Source organism: Actinomadura mexicana, from assembly GCF_900188105.1.
Classification (GTDB): Bacteria; Actinomycetota; Actinomycetes; order Streptosporangiales; family Streptosporangiaceae; genus Spirillospora; species Spirillospora mexicana.
Map to the genome: position 1 here is coordinate 327,206 of NZ_FZNP01000006.1, position 17,840 is coordinate 345,045.

At 73.5% G+C, this 17,840-nt stretch carries 13 protein-coding genes; 2 read left to right on the plus strand and 11 right to left on the minus strand.

What is annotated here, in order from left to right; translation table 11 throughout:
- Positions 1-67: 67 nt before the first annotated feature.
- The 7 genes from CHC11_RS17955 to CHC11_RS17985 form a co-directional block, all read right to left on the minus strand.
- Complete coding sequence (locus CHC11_RS17955; protein WP_089312876.1) at positions 68-2,524, minus strand: [protein-PII] uridylyltransferase; 2,457 nt, start codon at positions 2,522-2,524, stop codon at positions 68-70.
- Between the two features lie 8 nt (positions 2,525-2,532).
- Positions 2,533-2,871, minus strand: a complete 339-nt coding sequence (locus tag CHC11_RS17960) for a P-II family nitrogen regulator (protein WP_089312877.1) — start codon at positions 2,869-2,871, stop codon at positions 2,533-2,535.
- Positions 2,868-4,211 (minus strand): ammonium transporter, encoded by a 1,344-nt coding sequence (locus CHC11_RS17965; protein ID WP_089312878.1) that lies wholly within the window; start codon positions 4,209-4,211, stop codon positions 2,868-2,870. Before CHC11_RS17965 ends, CHC11_RS17960 begins: the two co-directional genes overlap by 4 nt.
- A gap of 202 nt (positions 4,212-4,413) precedes the next feature.
- The gene (gene ftsY, locus CHC11_RS17970) at positions 4,414-5,562 is read right to left on the minus strand and encodes a signal recognition particle-docking protein FtsY (RefSeq protein ID WP_089312879.1); all 1,149 of its coding nucleotides are present in this window, start codon (positions 5,560-5,562) and stop codon (positions 4,414-4,416) included.
- 136 nt (positions 5,563-5,698) lie between these two features.
- Positions 5,699-6,364 carry a DivIVA domain-containing protein gene (locus CHC11_RS17975; RefSeq protein WP_179278880.1) on the minus strand — a complete coding sequence of 222 codons (666 nt, stop codon included), beginning with the start codon at positions 6,362-6,364 and terminating at the stop codon, positions 5,699-5,701.
- A gap of 5 nt (positions 6,365-6,369) precedes the next feature.
- Positions 6,370-7,521 (minus strand): globin domain-containing protein, encoded by a 1,152-nt coding sequence (locus CHC11_RS17980; protein ID WP_089312881.1) that lies wholly within the window; start codon positions 7,519-7,521, stop codon positions 6,370-6,372.
- Between the two features lie 4 nt (positions 7,522-7,525).
- A complete protein-coding gene (locus tag CHC11_RS17985; protein ID WP_179278881.1) occupies positions 7,526-7,933 on the minus strand; it encodes a globin domain-containing protein in 408 nt (135 codons plus the stop codon).
- 884 nt (positions 7,934-8,817) lie between these two features.
- Between CHC11_RS17985 and CHC11_RS17990 the strand changes: the two genes are divergently transcribed.
- Entirely contained in the window at positions 8,818-9,339 is a 522-nt protein-coding gene (locus CHC11_RS17990) for a hypothetical protein (protein WP_089312883.1), read from the plus strand.
- An 18-nt stretch (positions 9,340-9,357) separates the two neighbouring features.
- Here CHC11_RS17990 and CHC11_RS17995 read toward each other — a convergent pair whose 3' ends face one another.
- From CHC11_RS17995 to CHC11_RS18005, 3 genes are all read right to left on the minus strand, one after another.
- Positions 9,358-10,275 carry a glycoside hydrolase family 16 protein gene (locus CHC11_RS17995; protein ID WP_179278882.1) on the minus strand — a complete coding sequence of 306 codons (918 nt, stop codon included), beginning with the start codon at positions 10,273-10,275 and terminating at the stop codon, positions 9,358-9,360.
- 185 nt (positions 10,276-10,460) lie between these two features.
- Complete coding sequence (locus CHC11_RS18000; protein ID WP_089312885.1) at positions 10,461-11,132, minus strand: response regulator transcription factor; 672 nt, start codon at positions 11,130-11,132, stop codon at positions 10,461-10,463.
- Positions 11,132-12,349: a sensor histidine kinase gene (locus CHC11_RS18005; RefSeq protein WP_089312886.1), complete on the minus strand. Its 1,218-nt coding sequence runs from the start codon at positions 12,347-12,349 to the stop codon at positions 11,132-11,134. Before CHC11_RS18005 ends, CHC11_RS18000 begins: the two co-directional genes overlap by 1 nt.
- Before the next feature lie 179 nt (positions 12,350-12,528).
- Here CHC11_RS18005 and CHC11_RS18010 point away from each other — a divergent pair, with 179 nt between their 5' ends.
- Complete coding sequence (locus CHC11_RS18010) at positions 12,529-13,632, plus strand: RICIN domain-containing protein (RefSeq protein ID WP_089312887.1); 1,104 nt, start codon at positions 12,529-12,531, stop codon at positions 13,630-13,632.
- A gap of 12 nt (positions 13,633-13,644) precedes the next feature.
- Here CHC11_RS18010 and smc read toward each other — a convergent pair whose 3' ends face one another.
- Positions 13,645-17,307, minus strand: coding sequence for a chromosome segregation protein SMC (gene smc / locus CHC11_RS18015; protein WP_089312888.1), 3,663 nt, complete (start codon positions 17,305-17,307; stop codon positions 13,645-13,647).
- Between the last annotated feature and the right edge of the window lie 533 nt (positions 17,308-17,840).

Here is a 17,840-nt window from a genome sequence, read left to right on the forward strand (position 1 = left end):
AAGCTTCTGGGATCGCCTATCAGCGTATCGGGTCACCGGGCGAGCCCCGCCCTCTCCGCGAACCCGGTCAGCGGAGGGTTTCCAGGACCCCGGTCCGGACGGCGACCAGCGCGTCCGGGTCGTCGAGCGGGCGGCCCTGGTCGTCCACCACGTAGAAGACGTCCACGGCCTCGGCGCCGAGGGTGTCCACCTGGGCGGCGCGGACCTGGAGGCCGCAGGATCCGAGGGCCTGCCCGACGCGCCACAGCAGTCCGGGGCGGTCGTGCGCCCGGACCTCGACGACGGTGGCGGTCCGCGACGCGTCGTCCACGATCATGACGCGCGGGGGCGGCACCGTGACGCCGGGCCGGATCCGGACCGACCGCGCCCGCCGCTCCAGCCGCTCGGCCACGTCGAGGCGTCCGCCGAGCATCCGCCGCAGGTCCGCCTCCAGGCCGGCCGGATCCGGCGGCGTCCCGTACTCGGGGACGGCCGTGAAGTCCAGCACCGCCGTCTGGGCGGACGAGGCGACCGTTCCGGACGGCGAGGAGATCACGCGTGCGGTCTTCACGGCCAGGCGGTGCAGCGCGAGGACGCCTGCGGCGCGCCACAGCAGGCCGGGCCGGTCGGGGGCGGCGATGGTGATCCGGGAGCCCGTCACGCGGACGGCGGCGCCGTCGTGGCGCGCCAGGGCGAGGTGGTCGGCGGTGAGCGCGGGACCGGGCGGGGGCGTGCCGCCGGAGAGCGCGGCGGCGGCGCGGCGGGCGAGTTCAGCGACGAGGCCCGCCTTCCAGGCACCCCAGGCGGCGGGGCCGGTGGCGCCTCCGTCTGCGACTGCCAGGGCGGCGAGCAGGTCGATGACCTCGCGCTCGCGACCGGGCGCCCCGGACACGGCGGCGGTGACGGTCTGGACGGTCACCGGGTCGTCGATGTCGCGGCGGGTCGCGGTCTCGGGGAGCAGCAGGTGGTGCCGGACGACCGTTTCGAGGACGCGGACGTCCTCCTCCGGAAGGCCGAGGCGGGCGCCGATGTCACGCGCGACGACGGCGCCGGAGGTGGAGTGGTCGCCGGGCCAGCCCTTGCCGATGTCGTGCAGGAGGGCGCCGATCAGGAGCAGGTCGGGGCGGGCCACCTCGCGCGTCAGGGCGGCGGCGCCCGCGGCGGTCTCGACGAGGTGGCGGTCGACGGTGAAGCGGTGGACGGGGTTGCGCTGCGGGCGGTTGCGGACGCGCTCCCAGTCGGGCAGCAACCGGACGATCAGCCCGGCCTGGTCGAGGGCCTCCCAGACCGCGATGGCGGCGGGCCCCGCACCGAGGAGGGAGACGAGCGCGTCGCGGGCCTCTGCGGGCCAGGGGACGCGCGGGAGGGCGGCGCGCTCGGCGAGCCGGGCGACCGTGGCGGGGGCGAGCGGCAGGCCCGTCTGGGCCGCGGCCGCGGCGACGCGCAGGACGAGGGCCGGATCGTTCAGATCGGCGTTCCGCGCGAGGACGACCTCCCCTTCGTGCTCGACGGCGCCGTCCCCGACCGGCCTGCGCTCCACGCCGCGCCGGCCCGCGCCCTGCGGGACGCCGGGGGGCTGCCGGTGCTTGGCCCTGGTGAGGTTCTCGACGCTGCGCCACAGGTGGGACGCCCCGTAGGTGATGGTGCGGGCGGCCTCGGCGATCGAGCGTTGCAGGACGTCGGCGTCCGGGAGTGCGAGGTCGCGGGCGACGGCCTCCTGCTCCTGGAGGACGAGGCGGTCGGTGGAGCGGCCGGTGACCTGGTGGAGCGCATGGCGGATGTCGAGGAGCAGGTCGTGGGCGGCGCGCACCCGGGCGTCCGGGGCCGGCGCCACCCAGGACGCGGCCACGGCGTGCATGACGTGGACGTCCCGCAGCCCGCCGTGGGCCTCCTTCAGGTCGGGTTCGAGCAGGAAGGCCAGCTCGCCGTGGGTCTCCCAGCGTTCGCGGCACATCGCCGAGAGCTCGGCCAGCCTGGTGGGAGCGTCGGCGCGCCAGTCGGCGAGGACGGCGGCGCGCAGCTCGTCGACGAGGGCGGGGTCGCCGGCGACGCGGCGGGCCGACAGCAGGCCGAGGGCGGCCTTCATGTCGCCGCGCGCCACGGTCCGGGCCTGGGCGACGGTGCGGACGGAGTGGTCGAGCCGCAGTCCGGAGTCCCAGACCGGGTACCAGACGCGGTCGGCGATCGCCGCGACGCCGGCCAGGCCGCGGTGCAGCAGGACGAGGTCGAGGTCGCCCCCGGGCGTCAGTTCGCGCCGCGCATGGCTCCCCACCGCGACCAGCGCCACCCCCTCCGGTATCGAGGGATCGCTCGTCGCGAAATCTTCATCGCGGAGTCCATCACGCGGAGCGGCGTCCTGCCGTGGAGGTTCGGTGGCGGGGTGGGGCGGGTCGGTGGCCAGGAGGGAGGCCAGCCAGCGGTCGAGGGCGGCTGCGCGGGCGGCGCGGGCGGCGGCGAGGGCGGCGCGGGCCGAGTCCGGAGTGGCGCCGCCGGCCGGAGCGGGCGCGGGGGCCCGGTCTCCGGCCGGCGGGTGCGCGAGGTTCACCGTGCCCCCTAGAGGGCTTCCGGTCCGGTCTCGCCCGTGCGGACCCGGACGACGGTGTCGACCGGCACGGCCCACACCTTCCCGTCGCCGATCTTGTCGGTGCGGGCCGCCTTGACGATCACGTCGATGATGTCGTCGGCGTCCTCGGCCTCGACCAGGACCTCGACGCGCAGCTTGGGCACCAGGTCGACCTGGTACTCGGCGCCCCGGTAGACCTCGGTGTGGCCCTTCTGCCGCCCGTAGCCGCTGGCCTCGCTGACGGTCATCCCCTTGACCCCGAAGGCCTCCAGGGCCTTCTTCACCTCGTCCAGCTTGAACGGCTTGATGACCGCCGTGATGAGCTTCATCCCTTCGCCTCCACCTTCTTCGCCGGGACGGGCGGGGCGGGCGCCGCCGCGGTCGCCCCGGAACCGATGCCCGCACGGATCGTGCCGAAGTCGTAGGCGGTCTCCGCGTGCGCCGTGCTGTCGATGCCGGCGGCCTCGTCGTCCTCGCTGATCCGGAAGCCCATCACCAGGTCGATCACCTTGGCGATCACGTAGGTGACGACGAAGGAGTAGGCGAGCGTCGCCAGGACCGCGACGGCCTGCTTGCCGAGCAGCGCGAACCCGCCGCCGGCGAACAGCCCGTCGGCGCCGGCGTCGTTGACGGCGGTGGTCGCCAGGAAGCCGATCAGCAGGGCGCCGACGATGCCGCCGACCATGTGGACGCCGACGACGTCGAGCGAGTCGTCGTAGCCGAGCTTGTACTTCAGGCCGACAGCGAACGCGCAGACCGCGCCGGCGACCAGGCCGAGGACGATGGCGCCGAGCGGGGTGACGAACGCGCAGGCCGGGGTGATCGCGACCAGGCCGGCCACCACTCCCGAGGCGATGCCGAGGGTCGTGGACGCGCCGTCGCGCAGCTTCTCGACGACGATCCAGGCGAACGCGGCGGCGCAGGTCGCGACGAGCGTGTTGATGAAGGCGACGGCCGCGGTGGAGCCGGCCGACAGCGCGGATCCGGCGTTGAACCCGAACCATCCGAACCACAGCAGCCCGGCGCCGAGCAGGACGAACGGCAGGTTGTGCGGCCGCATCGGCTCCTTCGGCCAGCCCCTGCGTTTGCCGAGCACCAGCACCAGGGCGAGCGCCGCGACGCCGGCGTTGATGTGGACGACCGTGCCGCCCGCGAAGTCGAGCGCGCCGAGGTCGAACAGCCAGCCGGACTTTCCGCCGTCCTGGCCGTCGGACCACCACACCCAGTGGGCGATCGGGAAGTACACCAGCGTCGCCCAGACCAGGGTGAACACCACCCAGGCCCCGAACTTGGCACGGTCCGCGACCGCGCCGCTGATCAGTGCGACGGTGATGATGGCGAACGTCGCCTGGAACGCGACGAAGACCAGCTGCGGGATGCCCGTCCCGTCGTCGGCCGTGGCCGCGTTCTCCAGGCCGACGAGCCCCCAGTCGCCGAACCCGCCGATGAACGAGCTGAGCCCGCCGCCGTCGCCGAAGGTGAGGGAGTAGCCGTAGACGACCCACGCCATGCCCACCACGGCGATGCTGACGAAGCTCATCATCATCATGTTGAGGACGCTTTTGGCCCGGCTCATACCCCCGTAGAAGAAGGCCAGGCCCGGTGTCATCAGCAGAACGAGCGCGGTGCTCGTCAGCATCCAGGCGGTACTACCGCTATCGATCTTCATCTCTGAGCGCGTCCCTCCTCGCCAGGAACTTCGAACTGCTCAGAGACTCTGGCGCGGCCGTTTCGCCCGGTATGCCGCTACGTTTCCGCCATGTGAAACCCGACTTCGGCGTGTTTCGCCGTTGTTTCCGAATCCTCACATGCCATATTCAGCCGGTTTGCGGGCGGTTGGCGGGCGGTTTTCGGGTCGGTCGCGGGCCCGTTCAGTCGCCGAGGATCGCGTCCACGAACGCATCGGGCTCGAACGGCGCGAGGTCGTCCGGCCCCTCCCCGAGGCCCACCAGCTTCACCGGGACGCCGAGCTCGCGCTGCACCTGGACGACGATGCCGCCCTTGGCGGTGCCGTCCAGCTTGGTGAGCACCACGCCGGTGACGTTGACGACCTCGGCGAAGACCCGGGCCTGCTGCATGCCGTTCTGGCCGGTCGTCGCGTCCAGGACGAGCAGGACCTCGTCGACCGTGGCCTGCTTCTCCACCACCCGCTTGACCTTGCCGAGCTCGTCCATCAGCCCGGTCTTGGTGTGCAGCCGGCCCGCCGTGTCGACGATCACCACGTCGACCTTGGTGTCGATGCCCTGCTTGACGGCGTCGAACGCGACGCTGGCGGGGTCGGCGCCCTCGTCCTTGCGGACGACCTGCGCGCCCACCCGCGTCCCCCACGTCTCCAGCTGGTCGGCGGCGGCGGCGCGGAAGGTGTCGGCGGCGCCCAGCAGCACCGTGTTGCCGTCGCCGACGAGGACGCGGCCGAGCTTGCCGCACGTGGTGGTCTTGCCGGTGCCGTTCACGCCGACGACCATGAGGACGGCGGGCCGGTCGCCGTGCGCCTCGGTGTGCAGGGAGCGGTCGATGTCCGGGCCGATCTGCTTGAGCAGCTCCTCCTTGAGCAGCTCCCGCACCTCCGCCGGGCTGCGCGTGCCGAGGACCTGGACGCGGGTCCGCAGGTCGTCGGTGACCTGCCGGGCCACCGCGGTGCCCATGTCGGCGGTGATCAGGGTGTCCTCGATCTCCTCCCAGGCGTCGTCGTCGAGCGTGTCGCGCGACAGCAGGACGAGGAGGGTCTTGCCGAAGGCGTTCTGGGAGCGGGCGAGCCGGGCCCGGAGCCGAACGAGCCGTCCCGCGCCGGGCGGCGGCCGCTCGATCTCGACGGTGGGCCGCGGCGGTGCGACCTCCGTGGGCGGCGCCTTCTCGATCGTGGGGGCGCCGGCGTCGGCCGCGTCGGCGGCGGTGGCGCCGCCCGTGCGTTCCGAGGGGCGCTCGACCGGCGGGCGGGGCCGGCGCGGCCGCAGCAGCGTGACGCCGCCGATGATCAGCGCGATCACGGCCAGCGCGGCGATGACGATCACATATTCCATAACGCCCCCAGTTTTCCAGACGAGCACTCCCGCGCGAACACGCTGCGCCGGGCCCGCCGATCATGCGGCGAGCCCGGCCGGGCGCGCAACCGCGCGGGACGCCCGAACGCCCCGGCGCCCGCGCCGGGGCGGTGGATCAGGCCTTGCCCCCAGGAAGGGATGCCCGTTCGGAGGACTCCCACTCGTCGACGTTGCGGAGCAGGGCCTCCAGGTAGGACCGCAGGTGGGTCCGGTAGACGTCGCTGTAGGTGCGCAGGTAGGCGATCTCGCGCTCCATCGCGAGGCGCTCGCCGTCGGGGAGGGTCTCGGGGCGGGACGCGGGCAGGGCCTGCGGCGGGGCCGTGCGGACGGCCGCCTCGGCGACGGCGGCGGCCTTGCGGTGGGCGTCCTCCAGCATCTGTTCCGCGCGGCCCTTGGCGTCGGACAGGATCGCCTCCCGGTGCAGCCTCGCCTCGTGCGCCAGTTCCCTGGTGTAGCGCTCGGCGTCCGCCACGTAGAGGTCGGCGGTCTGCTGGGCCTGCGACAGGATGCGGACCGCCTGGAAGTGGGCGTCCTCGGGGGCCATCACGCCGCGGGCGCCCGAGGACGCCTGGGCGCGCAGCCGGTTCACCTCGTCGGCCAGGGCGGCCTTGTCGGTGAAGATCTTGACGAGTTCCCGCTCCACGTACTGCAGGAAGTTGCGGACCTGCTCCTCGTCGTAGCCGCGGCGCCCGAGGGCGGCCCGGGCGAACACCACCGAGTGGAGCTCGCCCGGGGTCAGCCGCGAGCCCTCGGAGACGACCGGAAGGTTCGGGGAGTTCAACGCGCTCACCTCTGTGCGTCGGCGAAGGTTTCGAGGCGGATGCGGTCACGGGGGACGCCGAGCCGCGTCAGCTGCTCGACGGTGTGCCCGACCATGACGGACGGCCCGCACACGTAGGCGTCGTGACCGTCCCAGGGGCCGCGCCTGGCGACCACGTCGGACAGGTTGCCGTGCTCGATGCCGTCGTCCCCCGACTGGAGCAGCGAGGAGAACCCGTGCCCGCCCGGTTCGTCCGACACGGCCGGGACGACGGTGAGCCAGGGGAACCCGTCCGCCAGCTTGGCCAGGTCCTCCAGGTCGTAGAGGCCGTCGCGGCTGCGGGCGCCGAAGAACAGGTGCACGCGCGGCGGGACGGCGCGGCCGGAGATCTGCTCCAGGATCGCCTTGAGCGGGGCCAGGCCGGTGCTGCCCGCGACGAGCAGGACGTCCCGCGGTGAGCTCTCGTCCAGCGTGAGCGTGCCGATGGGGGCGCCCATGCGGACGCGGTCACCGGCCTGGGTGCCGCGCACCAGCACGGGGCTCACCGGCCCGCCGTCCACCAACCGGACGTGGAAGTCGACGGTCTGGTCGGGACGCGGCGCGTTCGCCATCGAGTAGTACCGCCAGTGCCGCAGCCGGGACGGCACTTCGAGCGCGACGGACTGGCCCGGCGCGTACGGCAGGGGCCGGTCGGGCTGGATCCGCAGGACGCTGATGTCGAACCGGCGGCGCTCGACGGCGACGACCTGGCCGTTCCACCAGGCGGGGCTGTTGAGGGCGTTCTCGTCGGCGGCCTCCAGCATGACCTTGGCGACGAGGCCGTAGGCGGCGTTCCAGTCGCTCTCGATGTCGTCGGTCCAGGCCGTCCCGGAGAAGTGCCGCAGGGTCGCCAGGAGGCTGGCCCCGACGTGCGGGTAGTGCTCGGCCACGATGCCGAACCGGCGGTGGTCGCGGCCGAGCTGCTGCAGGAACGGGACGAGGTCGGACAGGTCGTCCACCCGGGACACGATGTGCCCGAGGGCGCGCAGCAGCTTGTCGCGCTGGCCGCTCATCCCGATGGGGAACATGTCGCGCAGGTGGGGGTTGCGCACGAAGAGGTCGGAGTAGAAGAACAGGGCGACCGCGTCGCCCTTCTCGGCGACCTGCGCGAAGCTGGCCTTCAGTCGCTGGGCGTCCACGGGGTCAGGCGACGGGCTCCGCCGCGGCCTCCGTCATGACCTTCGCGACGACGCCGTAGGCGGCCGTCCAGTCGCGTTCGAGGCCGGCGTTCCACTCCGGGCCGCTGAAGTGGGCGAGGGTGGCGAGCAGGCTGGCCCCGACGGGCGCGTAGTGCTCGGCGACGACGCCGAAGCCGTGGTGGCGGCGGCCGAGGTCGTCGAGGAAGGGGACGAGCGCGTCGGGGTCGTCCACGGTCGAGACGATCTGGGACAGCGCCGCGAGCAGCACCTCGTGCTGCTTGGCCATCGACGCGGGGAACATCCGCCTGAGCTGCGGATCCCGCGCGAAAAGGTCGGCGTAGAAATATTCGGCGACGTCCAGGCCGTTCGCGGCCACCAGAACGAAATTGTCTTTGAGTTTCTGCGGATCCACGGGTGACACCTCTCCGGCGGTTCTCCGTACCGGACGGGGGGAGACCGGTGAGGGAGCCGGAGAACCGCAGGGTCCATATGGGTAGTGGATAGCCCCAGGGCACACAAGTCCGCCAGCGTCGCCGCGCCATCACGGTCGGTGCACGCCGATCCCTTCGATTACGCGTCACCGGCGCGAATGTGAAGTAACCAAACGGTTATAGGCCGGGAGAAGACGGCGGAGACCGGATCCGCCGCAGTGCCCGAAATGTGAGCGCTGGGCGATGTCACGTTCCAAAGTAATGTGACACGCATCACGACGACCGCGAAACGGCCCCGCTCCGCCCGGAGCCGGGGCGCCGGGTGCCGCGTGCCCCTGATCCCGCGGCATCCAGCGGCCCCGGCCCGCGAGCGGACCGTCCCGCGACCAACTCGGAGAGCATCGGCGGACGCCCTGCCTCCACCGCCCGCACCGGAAGCGGTGGGGCCGCCCGGCTCGCCGGCCCCTCGAAGCGGTGAGCCGCCGCGTCTCTCCGCCGGAGCGAGAAGGACGGTCGGCCCGGTGCACACCTGTGCGCCGCCCACAACACCGAAACGCTCTGCGGCACACCTTTCCCGGTTCCTCTTATGGAATAATGCCGCTTTACCGCTTCGCATCCGTTCGGTGCGGCCCAAGCGGCGCGGCCACGCATTCCCCGTCCGGGCGCCCCGAGGCACCCATATGAAAAGGGGAAGACGCGGAGGCGGAAGCACGTCCGGACGAACGCCCACCGTCCCTGACCTGGTGATCTTGTGACCTCTGGTCATTCCCCGGTCAAGGCGTTAATCTTCGGCAGACCGCCTGATCACCCGGAAAGGCGGCGTTCGGACAATGGGCCGACATCCCCGCCCTGAGGAAGGCACGCCATGGCTCTTCGGTTCACCTCCCGCGCCGCCGGTGCGCTCGCCGTCACGGCGCTCGCGATGGCATTCCTCACGTCGGGTTGCGGTGGTGACGACAAGGACGGCGGCGACGAGGTGTTCCGGCCGCCGTCCCCGTCGCCCTCGGCCACCGCGCAGGAGGACTCCGACCCGGGCGCCCGGGAGGGGGTCGAGGGCGCGCGGGCCGCGCTCCAGGCCTTCCTGCGCGGCCAGGCGGCCGGTGACCCGGCGGTGTGCCGCTACGTGGCGAAGGACGGCGACTTCGTCCGGGGACCGGCGCTCCGCGGCGACTGCCCGAGCGGCGTGCGCAACACGCCGCACCTCGTCCGGCCGCAGGAGCGGCAGGCCCTCCGGACCCTGACCGTGAAGGGCGGCCGGCTGTCGGACGAGGAGGCGGTCATCCCCTTCTCCGCCCTGCACTGGACGAGCGGGGCCATGACCGAGCGCACCCTCCAGGGCGAGTTCACCCTGCGCCGCGACGGGGAGATCTGGCAGATCGTGAAATGACATCGGGCGCCGCGCGGGTCAGGGCCGGTACATGGCGATCCAGTCGACGGAGAGGGTCACGTCCCGCGTCCGGCTGATCCCCTTCGCCGTCAGCTTGGCCATCTGCGGGAACCAGTCGAGCTGGATGGCCTGCCCCATCTTCCCGGGGGGCAGCGCCTCCCGCTTGGACGTGTGGAACCATTTGCGCCCGTCCACGTAGCCCGTCATGCCCTTGCTGTTCCACTCCACCGCGAAGGCGTGCCACTTCGTCAGGTCGATGCGCAGGTGGGAGTCCAGTCGCCGGGAGTCCTTCTCGGGCCCGTAGTGCAGGAAGAAGTTGGTCCCGTTGCGCAGGCCCTTGTCGCCGTAGGTCTCCATCCAGTCGATCTCCCCGCCGCCGTTGTGCGGGTCGGTGCCGCCACCGCCGCCGACCGGCCACAGCAGCAGGTTGGCGTTGTAGCATGCGCAGCCCCTGCTCACCCGGACGCGCGCCTCCCAGCGGCCGCGCAACTGGGCGCCCTTCATCCAGGCGACGCCCCCGGTGTCGCCGTTGCGCTTTCCGGTGATGCGCAGGACGCCGTTCCGGACGCTCACCGCCTTGGCGACGCGGCGGCCGCGGCCGCCGTTGCCCGGGCCCGTGTAGACCTCCCAGGCGCGGCGGTCGAAAGTCCGGAAACCGTCGGAGGCGATCGGGCGTCCCCAGCCGTACCGCCGCGCCGCGGTCGCGGTGGCGCGCTTCTTCCCCTTCTTCACGCGCTCGGAGTCCAGGGTGTCCTCGTGCGCCCGCGGGCCCGGCTTCCCGTGCGCGGTGGCGGACGTCCCGTACGCGATCGCGGGCGCGGACCTCTCCAGGGAACCGATGGTGCGGGCGGAAGCAGGGTCCGGTACCGCGTCCGGAGCCGCGGCGAGGGCGAACGAACAGCCGGCGGCCAGAGCCCCGCCGGTGAGCAACGCCATTCTGTTTCGGGTCGGCAAAAGCATGGTGCTCCTCCGGGCGACGAATGAGGCGAAGGCCCGGCCGGAAAGGCGCCGTCCTTCATTTGTTCCGTTCACCGGGGACGCTATGCGGCGGCCCGCGGGCGACCCTAGGGCCCTAGGGCCCTAGGGGCGGGGGTCGCGGACCCCAATCGCGGCGGCCCCGCTCAGCCGCCGGGAGGCATCCCGAGCCAGGTCACGATGGCCGTGGCCCGGTTCGGCGCGCCGAGTTTCGCATAAATGCGGTTTATGTAGTTCTTGACGGTTTTCTCGGTGAGAAATAGCTTGGCCGCGATGTCGTGATTCGCATGACCGCGCACGATCAGATCCATGACCTGGACCTCGCGGGCGGAAAGGCCGAACCGCGCACGCTGCTCGGCCGGATCGGCCGCGGGCGCCGCGGGCCGGCCCGCCCGCGCGGCGTCGATGAGCGCGGCGCTGGCCGCGTGCGAGAGGGGGTGGGCCCGGTGCCGGACGGTGTCCCGGATCGCCGCGGCGAGCTCGTCCACCGTGAAGGTGTTGTGCACGAGGTAGCCGACGGCGCCGTTGCGCACGGCCGACAGGATCACCTCGGGCTCCTCCACCTGGGTGAGCATGATCACCCGGCTGATCCGGCTCAGCGCGGCGGCGGCGCCCACCCCGTCGGCGCGCGGCATCCGGACGTCGAGCAGGACCACGTCGGGCACGAGCCGCCAGGCCATCTCCTCGGCCTCGCGGCCGTCGCCCGCCTCGCCCACGACCTCGATGTCGTCGGTGGCCTCCAGCGCGGAGGTGAGGCCGGCGCGGATGAAGGCGTTGTCGTCCACGACCATGACGCGGTACCGCACGGGCTCGTCCATCACCGGCTCCCGAGCGCGGCCCGCGCGGGTTCGGACTCGGGGCCCGCCGCCGGCATCGACGCGGTGACCTCGGTGCCGCCGCCGGGGACGGAGCGCACGGCCAGCCGGCCGCCCGCCTTCCTGGCCCGCTCATGCATGCCGACGAGGCCGTAATGGCCGCCGCGGGCGAGCGCGTCCAGCCAGCCGGGATCGTCCGGCCGTCCGGGAATGCCCTTGCCGTCGTCGCGCACGCGCACCTCCAGTTCGCCGCCGATGACCGCCGTGACGATGTCGACGCGGGACGCGTCCGCGTGCCGCCGCACGTTCTCCAGCGCCTCCCGGACGATCGTGACCATCTCGCGCCGCGCCGGCGCGGGGAGGTCCGCGCCCGCCTCCGCGTCCACCCGGACCGGGACGCCGGTGCGGCCCTCCCACTCCCCCGCCAGCTCCCGCACGGCGTCGCCCAGCGGGACGCCGGCGGAGTCGTCGCGCAGCTCGGTGATGAGCGAGCGCGCCTCGCGGGTTGCGGCCTGGGCCGCGGTGGCGATGCGCCGCGCCTCCTTCTCGGCGCGGTCGGGGGACTTGCGGACCCAGCCGGGCAGGCCGTTCGCCGACAGGGCGATGCCCGACAGCGTCGCGGTCAGCGAGTCGTGCATCTCGCGGGCCAGCCGGCTGCGCTCCTCGGCGGCCATCGCCTGCGCCTCCATCCGCCAGCGCGTCTCCTCGGCGGCGGCGTGCTCGTCGAACAGGCGGCGCAGCACCGTGCCGACGAGCGCCGCCACTCCGTAGAAGACCGGCAGCATGACGAGCAGCGGCATGGTGATGCCGCCGCCGTCGTCGGAGGGCGCGTTGCGGTAGAGCGCCGCGTAGTACAGGACGGATTGCTGCGCGCACAGCAGCGCGGTGACCGGCCACCGGTACAGCAGCCCGGCGAGACCGGCGGTCACCACCGTCACGAGGAAGTAGGGGCCGAAGATCCCGCCCACCTGCAGCACCGCGTAACCGATGAGCACGTCGAAGGCCAGCAGTGCGGGCTGCTCGAACAGCCGCAGCACGACCCTCTCCCAGCCCGCCAGCACCACGCCGGAGAACACGGCCGCGAGGACGAGCACGCAGAGCGCCCAGGGGTCGCCGCGCACCTGCCCGTCCACCAGCACGGTCACCCCGATGACGAGGACGCGCAGCTGTACCAGCAGAACGAACGTGGTACCGACCCTGGTCTCGACGGAACGCCGCACAGCAGACGGAACCGGTGCACCGGAGCGCGGCATCGCAGGGGCCCCTCCAGTTGACGAGCGGCGAACTCATGACGCCATGGATCTTGTCAAAGACCGCATAGCGAACATTAGTCATTCCGGACGAGGAGATCGCTACGATGCCCACGAGAACAAGCGTTCCCGTTCGCGGGAGGACACCGGTGTCGGCTCCGAGAGCGGTCCCGCAGCCGGAGGAGGCGTGCGGCCCGGCCGATCTGCTCGGCCTGATGCGCCGCCTGCAGCAATGGTCCGGCCTGCCCCTTTCCGAGCTCGAGGAGCGGATGCGGGCGGACGGAGTGGTCGCCCCTTCCGGAATCGACGCGCTCCTCAGCGGGACCATGCTGCCGAGCCGGGGACTGGTGACCTCCTTCGTGACCACATGCGGCCTCGTCCCGGAGGAGCGCGAGCGGTGGCTGCGGGCCTACGACCGCCTGTGCGGCCCCGCCGTCGTGGAGGGTGACCGGCGCGTCGCCGGACGGCCGGCGCTCAACCTGGGCCCGGCGACATCCCCGGCGCCGACCCCGGCCCCAGCCCCGCCCCCGACTCCTGCCCCGGCTCCCGAGAACGGCGCCTCCGGGCGGCACGCGGTGCCGCCGCCGGGTCCGCGCCACCGCAGGAAGTCCCCGCACGGGCACAGCGGCCGCCGCCCGGTGTCGCTGCTGGTGGCGGCACCCGCCATCATCACGATCGGCGTGGTCGTCTCGACCCTGGCAGGGGTGTTCGGCGGCGGCGGCGAGCCGCACCGGCCGCAGGCCTCGCCGGAGACGTCCGGCAAGGGGGCGCCGCCCCCGCCCGGGTGGTACACGGTCATGCCGGTGAGCGACGGCGAGCGATCCGGCGACTGCCTGTCGATCCTGCCGGACGACCGGCTGAACCCGCAGGTGGCGCAGGACAAGTGCGTGGCGGAGGACACGCTCCAGCGGATCCGGCTCGCCTCCGTCCCCGACAGCGCCGGGACGTTCCAGCTGAAGGCGTGGACGGCGGAGGGCAAGCTGTGGTGCGCGACGCTCGACACCCGCGCCGAGCGCTCCCCGCTGCACATGAGGGAGTGCGGGGACGATCCGCTGCAGCGCTTCGGGCTGACGCCGGCGGGCGGGCCGGTGAAGGGCGGGCAGCTCTTCCGCATCGTTCCGCAGGCGACGCGCGACGACGGCATGTGCGTGGGGGTCGACATCCGGGAGACCGGCGGCCTGGAGGCGATCCACGCCGCGTGCGGCCGGTCCGGGGTGCGCGGCTACCTCTTCACGCCCGCCGCCGAGCCGTGACCGCGCGGCGGGTCAGTCGAGGTCGCGCAGGCGCTGGCTGATGACCTGGGTGACGCCGTCGCCGCGCATGCTGACGCCGTAGAGGGCGTCGGCGCCCTCCATGGTGCGCTTCTGGTGCGTGATGACGATCAGCTGGGACGACTCGCGCAGCTCCTCGAAGACCGTGATGAGCCGCTGGGTGTTGGTGTCGTCGAGCGCGGCCTCGACCTCGTCCAGCACGTAGAAAGGGGACGGGCGGGCCTTGAACACGGCGACGAGGAACGCGATGGCCACGAGGGACCGCTCGCCGCCCGACAGCAGCGACAGCCGCTTGACCTTCTTTCCGGGCGGGCGGGCCGAGACCTCGACGCCCGTCGCGAGCATGTCGCCCGGCTCGGTCAGCGAGAGGCTGCCCTCGCCGCCGGGGAACAGCCGAGCGAAGATCCGTTCGAACTCGCGGGCCGTGTCGTCGTAGGCGGCGGCGAACACCTGCTGGACGCGGTCGTCGACCTCCTTGACGAGGCCGAGCAGTTCGCGCTGGGTCTTCTTCAGGTCCTCCAGCTGGGAGGTGAGGAACGCGTGCCGCTCCTCCAGGGCGGCGAACTCCTCCAGCGCCAGCGGGTTGACCTTGCCGAGCTGGTTGAGCTGCCGCTCGGCGGTCTTGGCGCGCTTCTCCTGGACGGACCGCTCGTACGGGGCGGGCGGCGCGTCCTCGCCCTTGTCCGGGTCGGCCGGGACGGGCTGGTCGGGCCCGTACTCCGACACCAGCGACTCGACCTCCAGGCCGAACTCCTCCAGGGCCCGCTGCTCGTACTGCTCCAGCCGCAGCCGCTGCTCGGCGCGGGCGACCTCGTTGCCGTGGACGACGTTGACGAGGCGTTCGAGGGTCGAGGACAGCTCGCGGACCTGCCCCCGGACGACCTTCAGCTCGGCCTCGCGCGCCGCCTTGGCCTGCTCGGCGGCCTCGCGGCGGCGCACCGCGGCGGCGAGGGAGTGCTCGATGCGCACCAGGGCCGCACGGGCGCCCCGCAGGACGGCCTTGGCGACCCGGGCCTGCTCCTCACGGCGGGCGCGGTGCTGGGCGGCGCGGGCGCGCTCCTCGCGCTCGCGGCGGGCGCCGCGTTCGAGGGCGTCGGCGCGTCCGGCGATGGCCTGGACGCGCTCCTCGGCGGTGCGGACCGCGAGCCGCGCCTCCATCTCCACGGTGCGCAGCTCCTGGCAGCGGGCGTTCAGCTCGTCGCGCGACTCGGTGTCGTGCCCGGCCTCGGCGGCCACCTCGGCGGCCTCCTCGGCCTCGGCGAGCCGCACCGCCAGCTCCTCGGCCGCCTCGGTGTCGCGTTCGAGGGACTCCCCGGCCGCGTCCAGGGCCTTGGTCAGCCGCTCGGTCTCGCCCCTCGCGGCCCGGACGTCGGCCTCCAGGCGGGCGGCGCGCTTGGCCTCCTGCGCCGCCTGCGCGTCGTACTCCCGCAGCCGCGCGCGGACGCGGTCGAGTTCGGCCTGCGCGCGGTCGGTCCCCGCCCGGGCGTCACCGGCGGCGGCTTCGGCCGCCTCTACGGCGGCCTGGGCCGCGTGCTCGCGCTCCACCGCCTCGGTGAGCCCGTCGGCGGCGGCGGCAGCGGCGGTCTCGGCCGCGGCGAGGTCCTCGGTGGCCTGGTCGAGCGTCGCGCGCATCTGCAGGAGGCTCTGCCCCCCGCCCGCGGCGCCGCCCTGCGCCCAGTGCGCTCCGACGAGCTCCCCGTCCCGCGTGACGGCCCGCAGCGACGCCTCCCCGCGCACGAGCGCGGCCGCGGCGGTGACGTCCTCGACCACGACCACGTCCCGCAGCAGATGCTCGAACGCGGGCCGCACGGCGTCCGGGACGCTGACCGCGTCGATGGCGTAGTCGGCCCCGGCGACCCGCTCGGCCCGCGCCGGCGGCCCGCCGCCGATGACCAGCCCGGCGCGTCCGGCGTCGCGGGAGCGCAGCAGCGCGAGGGCGGCCTCGGCGGTGTCGAGGGAGCCGACCGCGACGGCCTCGGCGGCACCGCCGAGCGCGGCGGCGATGGCCGTCTCGTACCCGGGCCGGACGTTCAGCAGCGAGGCGACCGTGCCCAGCACCCCGCCGAGCGACCCGTCGGAGCCCGCCGACAGCAGCGCCTCCCCGCCGTCGGCGGCGCTGGCGAGCGTCAGGTTCAGGGCCTCGATCCGCGCCTGGAGGGCCGCGACCTGCTTGTGCGCCGTCTGGTCGGCGGTGCGGGCCGCGCCCGCGGCCGACCGGGCCTCCTTCAGCGCGCCGCGCGGGCCGTCCACGGCGGCGCGGGCGGCCTCGGCGGCGTCCTTGGCCGCAGCGAGCGCCTCTTGCGCGGCCTCGTGCTCGGCGGCGAGCGCGGGATCCTCGACGACCTCGGCCTCGAACGCCTCGAACTCGGCCTGCGCGGTTTCGGCGCGCTGCTCGGCCTCCTCCCGCGCGTCCGCGAGCCGCCCGATCTCCGACCGCCCGGCCTGCGCCTTGCTGCGCAGCGCCTCGACCCGGCCGCGCAGCCGGGCCAGCTCCTCCCGGCGGTCGGCGGCGGCGCGGGCGGCGGACTGGAGCCGCCGCTCCTCGGCGGCGAGGGCCTCCTCGCCGGCCGACCGCTCGTCCACGGCGCGGGAGAGCCCGTCCCGGGCCCCGTCCAGCGCCTCGCGGAGCATCTCCTCCTGCTCGCGGATCTCGGCGGCCTCGCGCTCCATGTCCTCGGGGTCGCGTCCGCGCCGCTCCTCCTCGCGCGCCTCGGCGGCGTTGCGGTGCCGCTCGGCGGCGAGGTCGGCGACGCCGCGCAGCCGCTCCTTCAGCGCCGACAGCTGGAACCAGGTGTCCTGGACCTGCGCGAGCCTCGGCGCCTGCTCCGCCTCCTCCGCCTCCAGGACGGCCTCGCGCTCCTGCGCCCCGGCCAGCGCCCGCTCGGTCTCGGTGCGCCGCTCCCGGATCGCGGCCTCGTCGGCGGCCTCCTGCTCCAGCCTCGTCCGCAGCGTGACCAGGTCGTCTGCGAGCAGCCGCAGCCGGGCGTCCCGCAGGTCGGCCTGGATCACCGCGGCCCGGCGCGCGATCTCCGCCTGCCGGCCGAGGGGCTTCAACTGCCGCCGCAGCTCGCCGGTCAGGTCCTGCACGCGCGTGAGGTTGCCCTGCATCGCGTCCAGCTTGCGGAGGGCCTTCTCCTTGCGCTTGCGGTGCTTGAGGACGCCGGCCGCCTCCTCGATCACCGCGCGCCGCCCCTCCGGCCCCGAGTGCAGGACGCGGTCGAGCTGCCCCTGCCCGATGATCACGTGCATCTCGCGGCCGATGCCGGAGTCCGACAGCAGCTCCTGGATGTCCAGCAGCCGGCACGAGTCACCATTGATCGCGTACTCGCTCGACCCCGACCGGAACATCAGCCGGCTGATGGTGACCTCGGTGTAGTCGATCGGCAGCGCGCCGTCGGAGTTGTCGATCGTCAGCACGACCTCGGCGCGCCCCAGCGGCGCCCGGTTGGCCGTCCCGGCGAAGATGACGTCCTCCATCTTGCCGCCGCGCAGCGACTTGGCGCCCTGCTCCCCCATCACCCAGGCCAGCGCGTCCACGACATTGGACTTACCGGACCCGTTGGGCCCGACCACGGCGGTGATCCCCGGCTCGAACCTGAGCGTGGTGGAGGACGCGAAGGACTTGAAGCCGCGCAGCGTCAGATTCTTCAGATACACGCGCCAGCCGTCCCCCTCCTACGACATCCACACCCGGAGCATCCGAAGCACGATACTTGTGTTCATTGCTTTTCTCTCCTCCTTCGGGCTGTGTCTATTGCAGTGCCCTCCTCCTTCGGGCCCGGGGGGCCCTCCATCGTCGGGTACTGCTGGCGATCGCTGGCATCGCTCCGGCTCGCCTGGCGGCTCGCTGCGCGATCAGATTCTTGCTTCGCTCGAATCTGCCTTCGGACGCGATCGCGGACCCCAGGTCGTCGCGGGGTTGCTGCGGGGGCTGAGGCGGTCGCAAAAGGGGGTTGCCGAGAGTCGGCATGGCTGCGCTCGGGGGGCGAGCGAGGTTCGGTGGTGTTGGCGAGCGGGTACGGGCCCTCACCGTGGCCAGGCAGGGGGCGCCGTGCGCGATGGGCGATCCCATCGCGTTCACCCTCGATGCCGAAGATTTTGCGTTCAGGTGCCGAACAGAGGGGTCGCTGCAACGACCCCCACCCCTCGCGACGACCTCAACGGCTGGGACGACGTCCACGAGTCGCCAA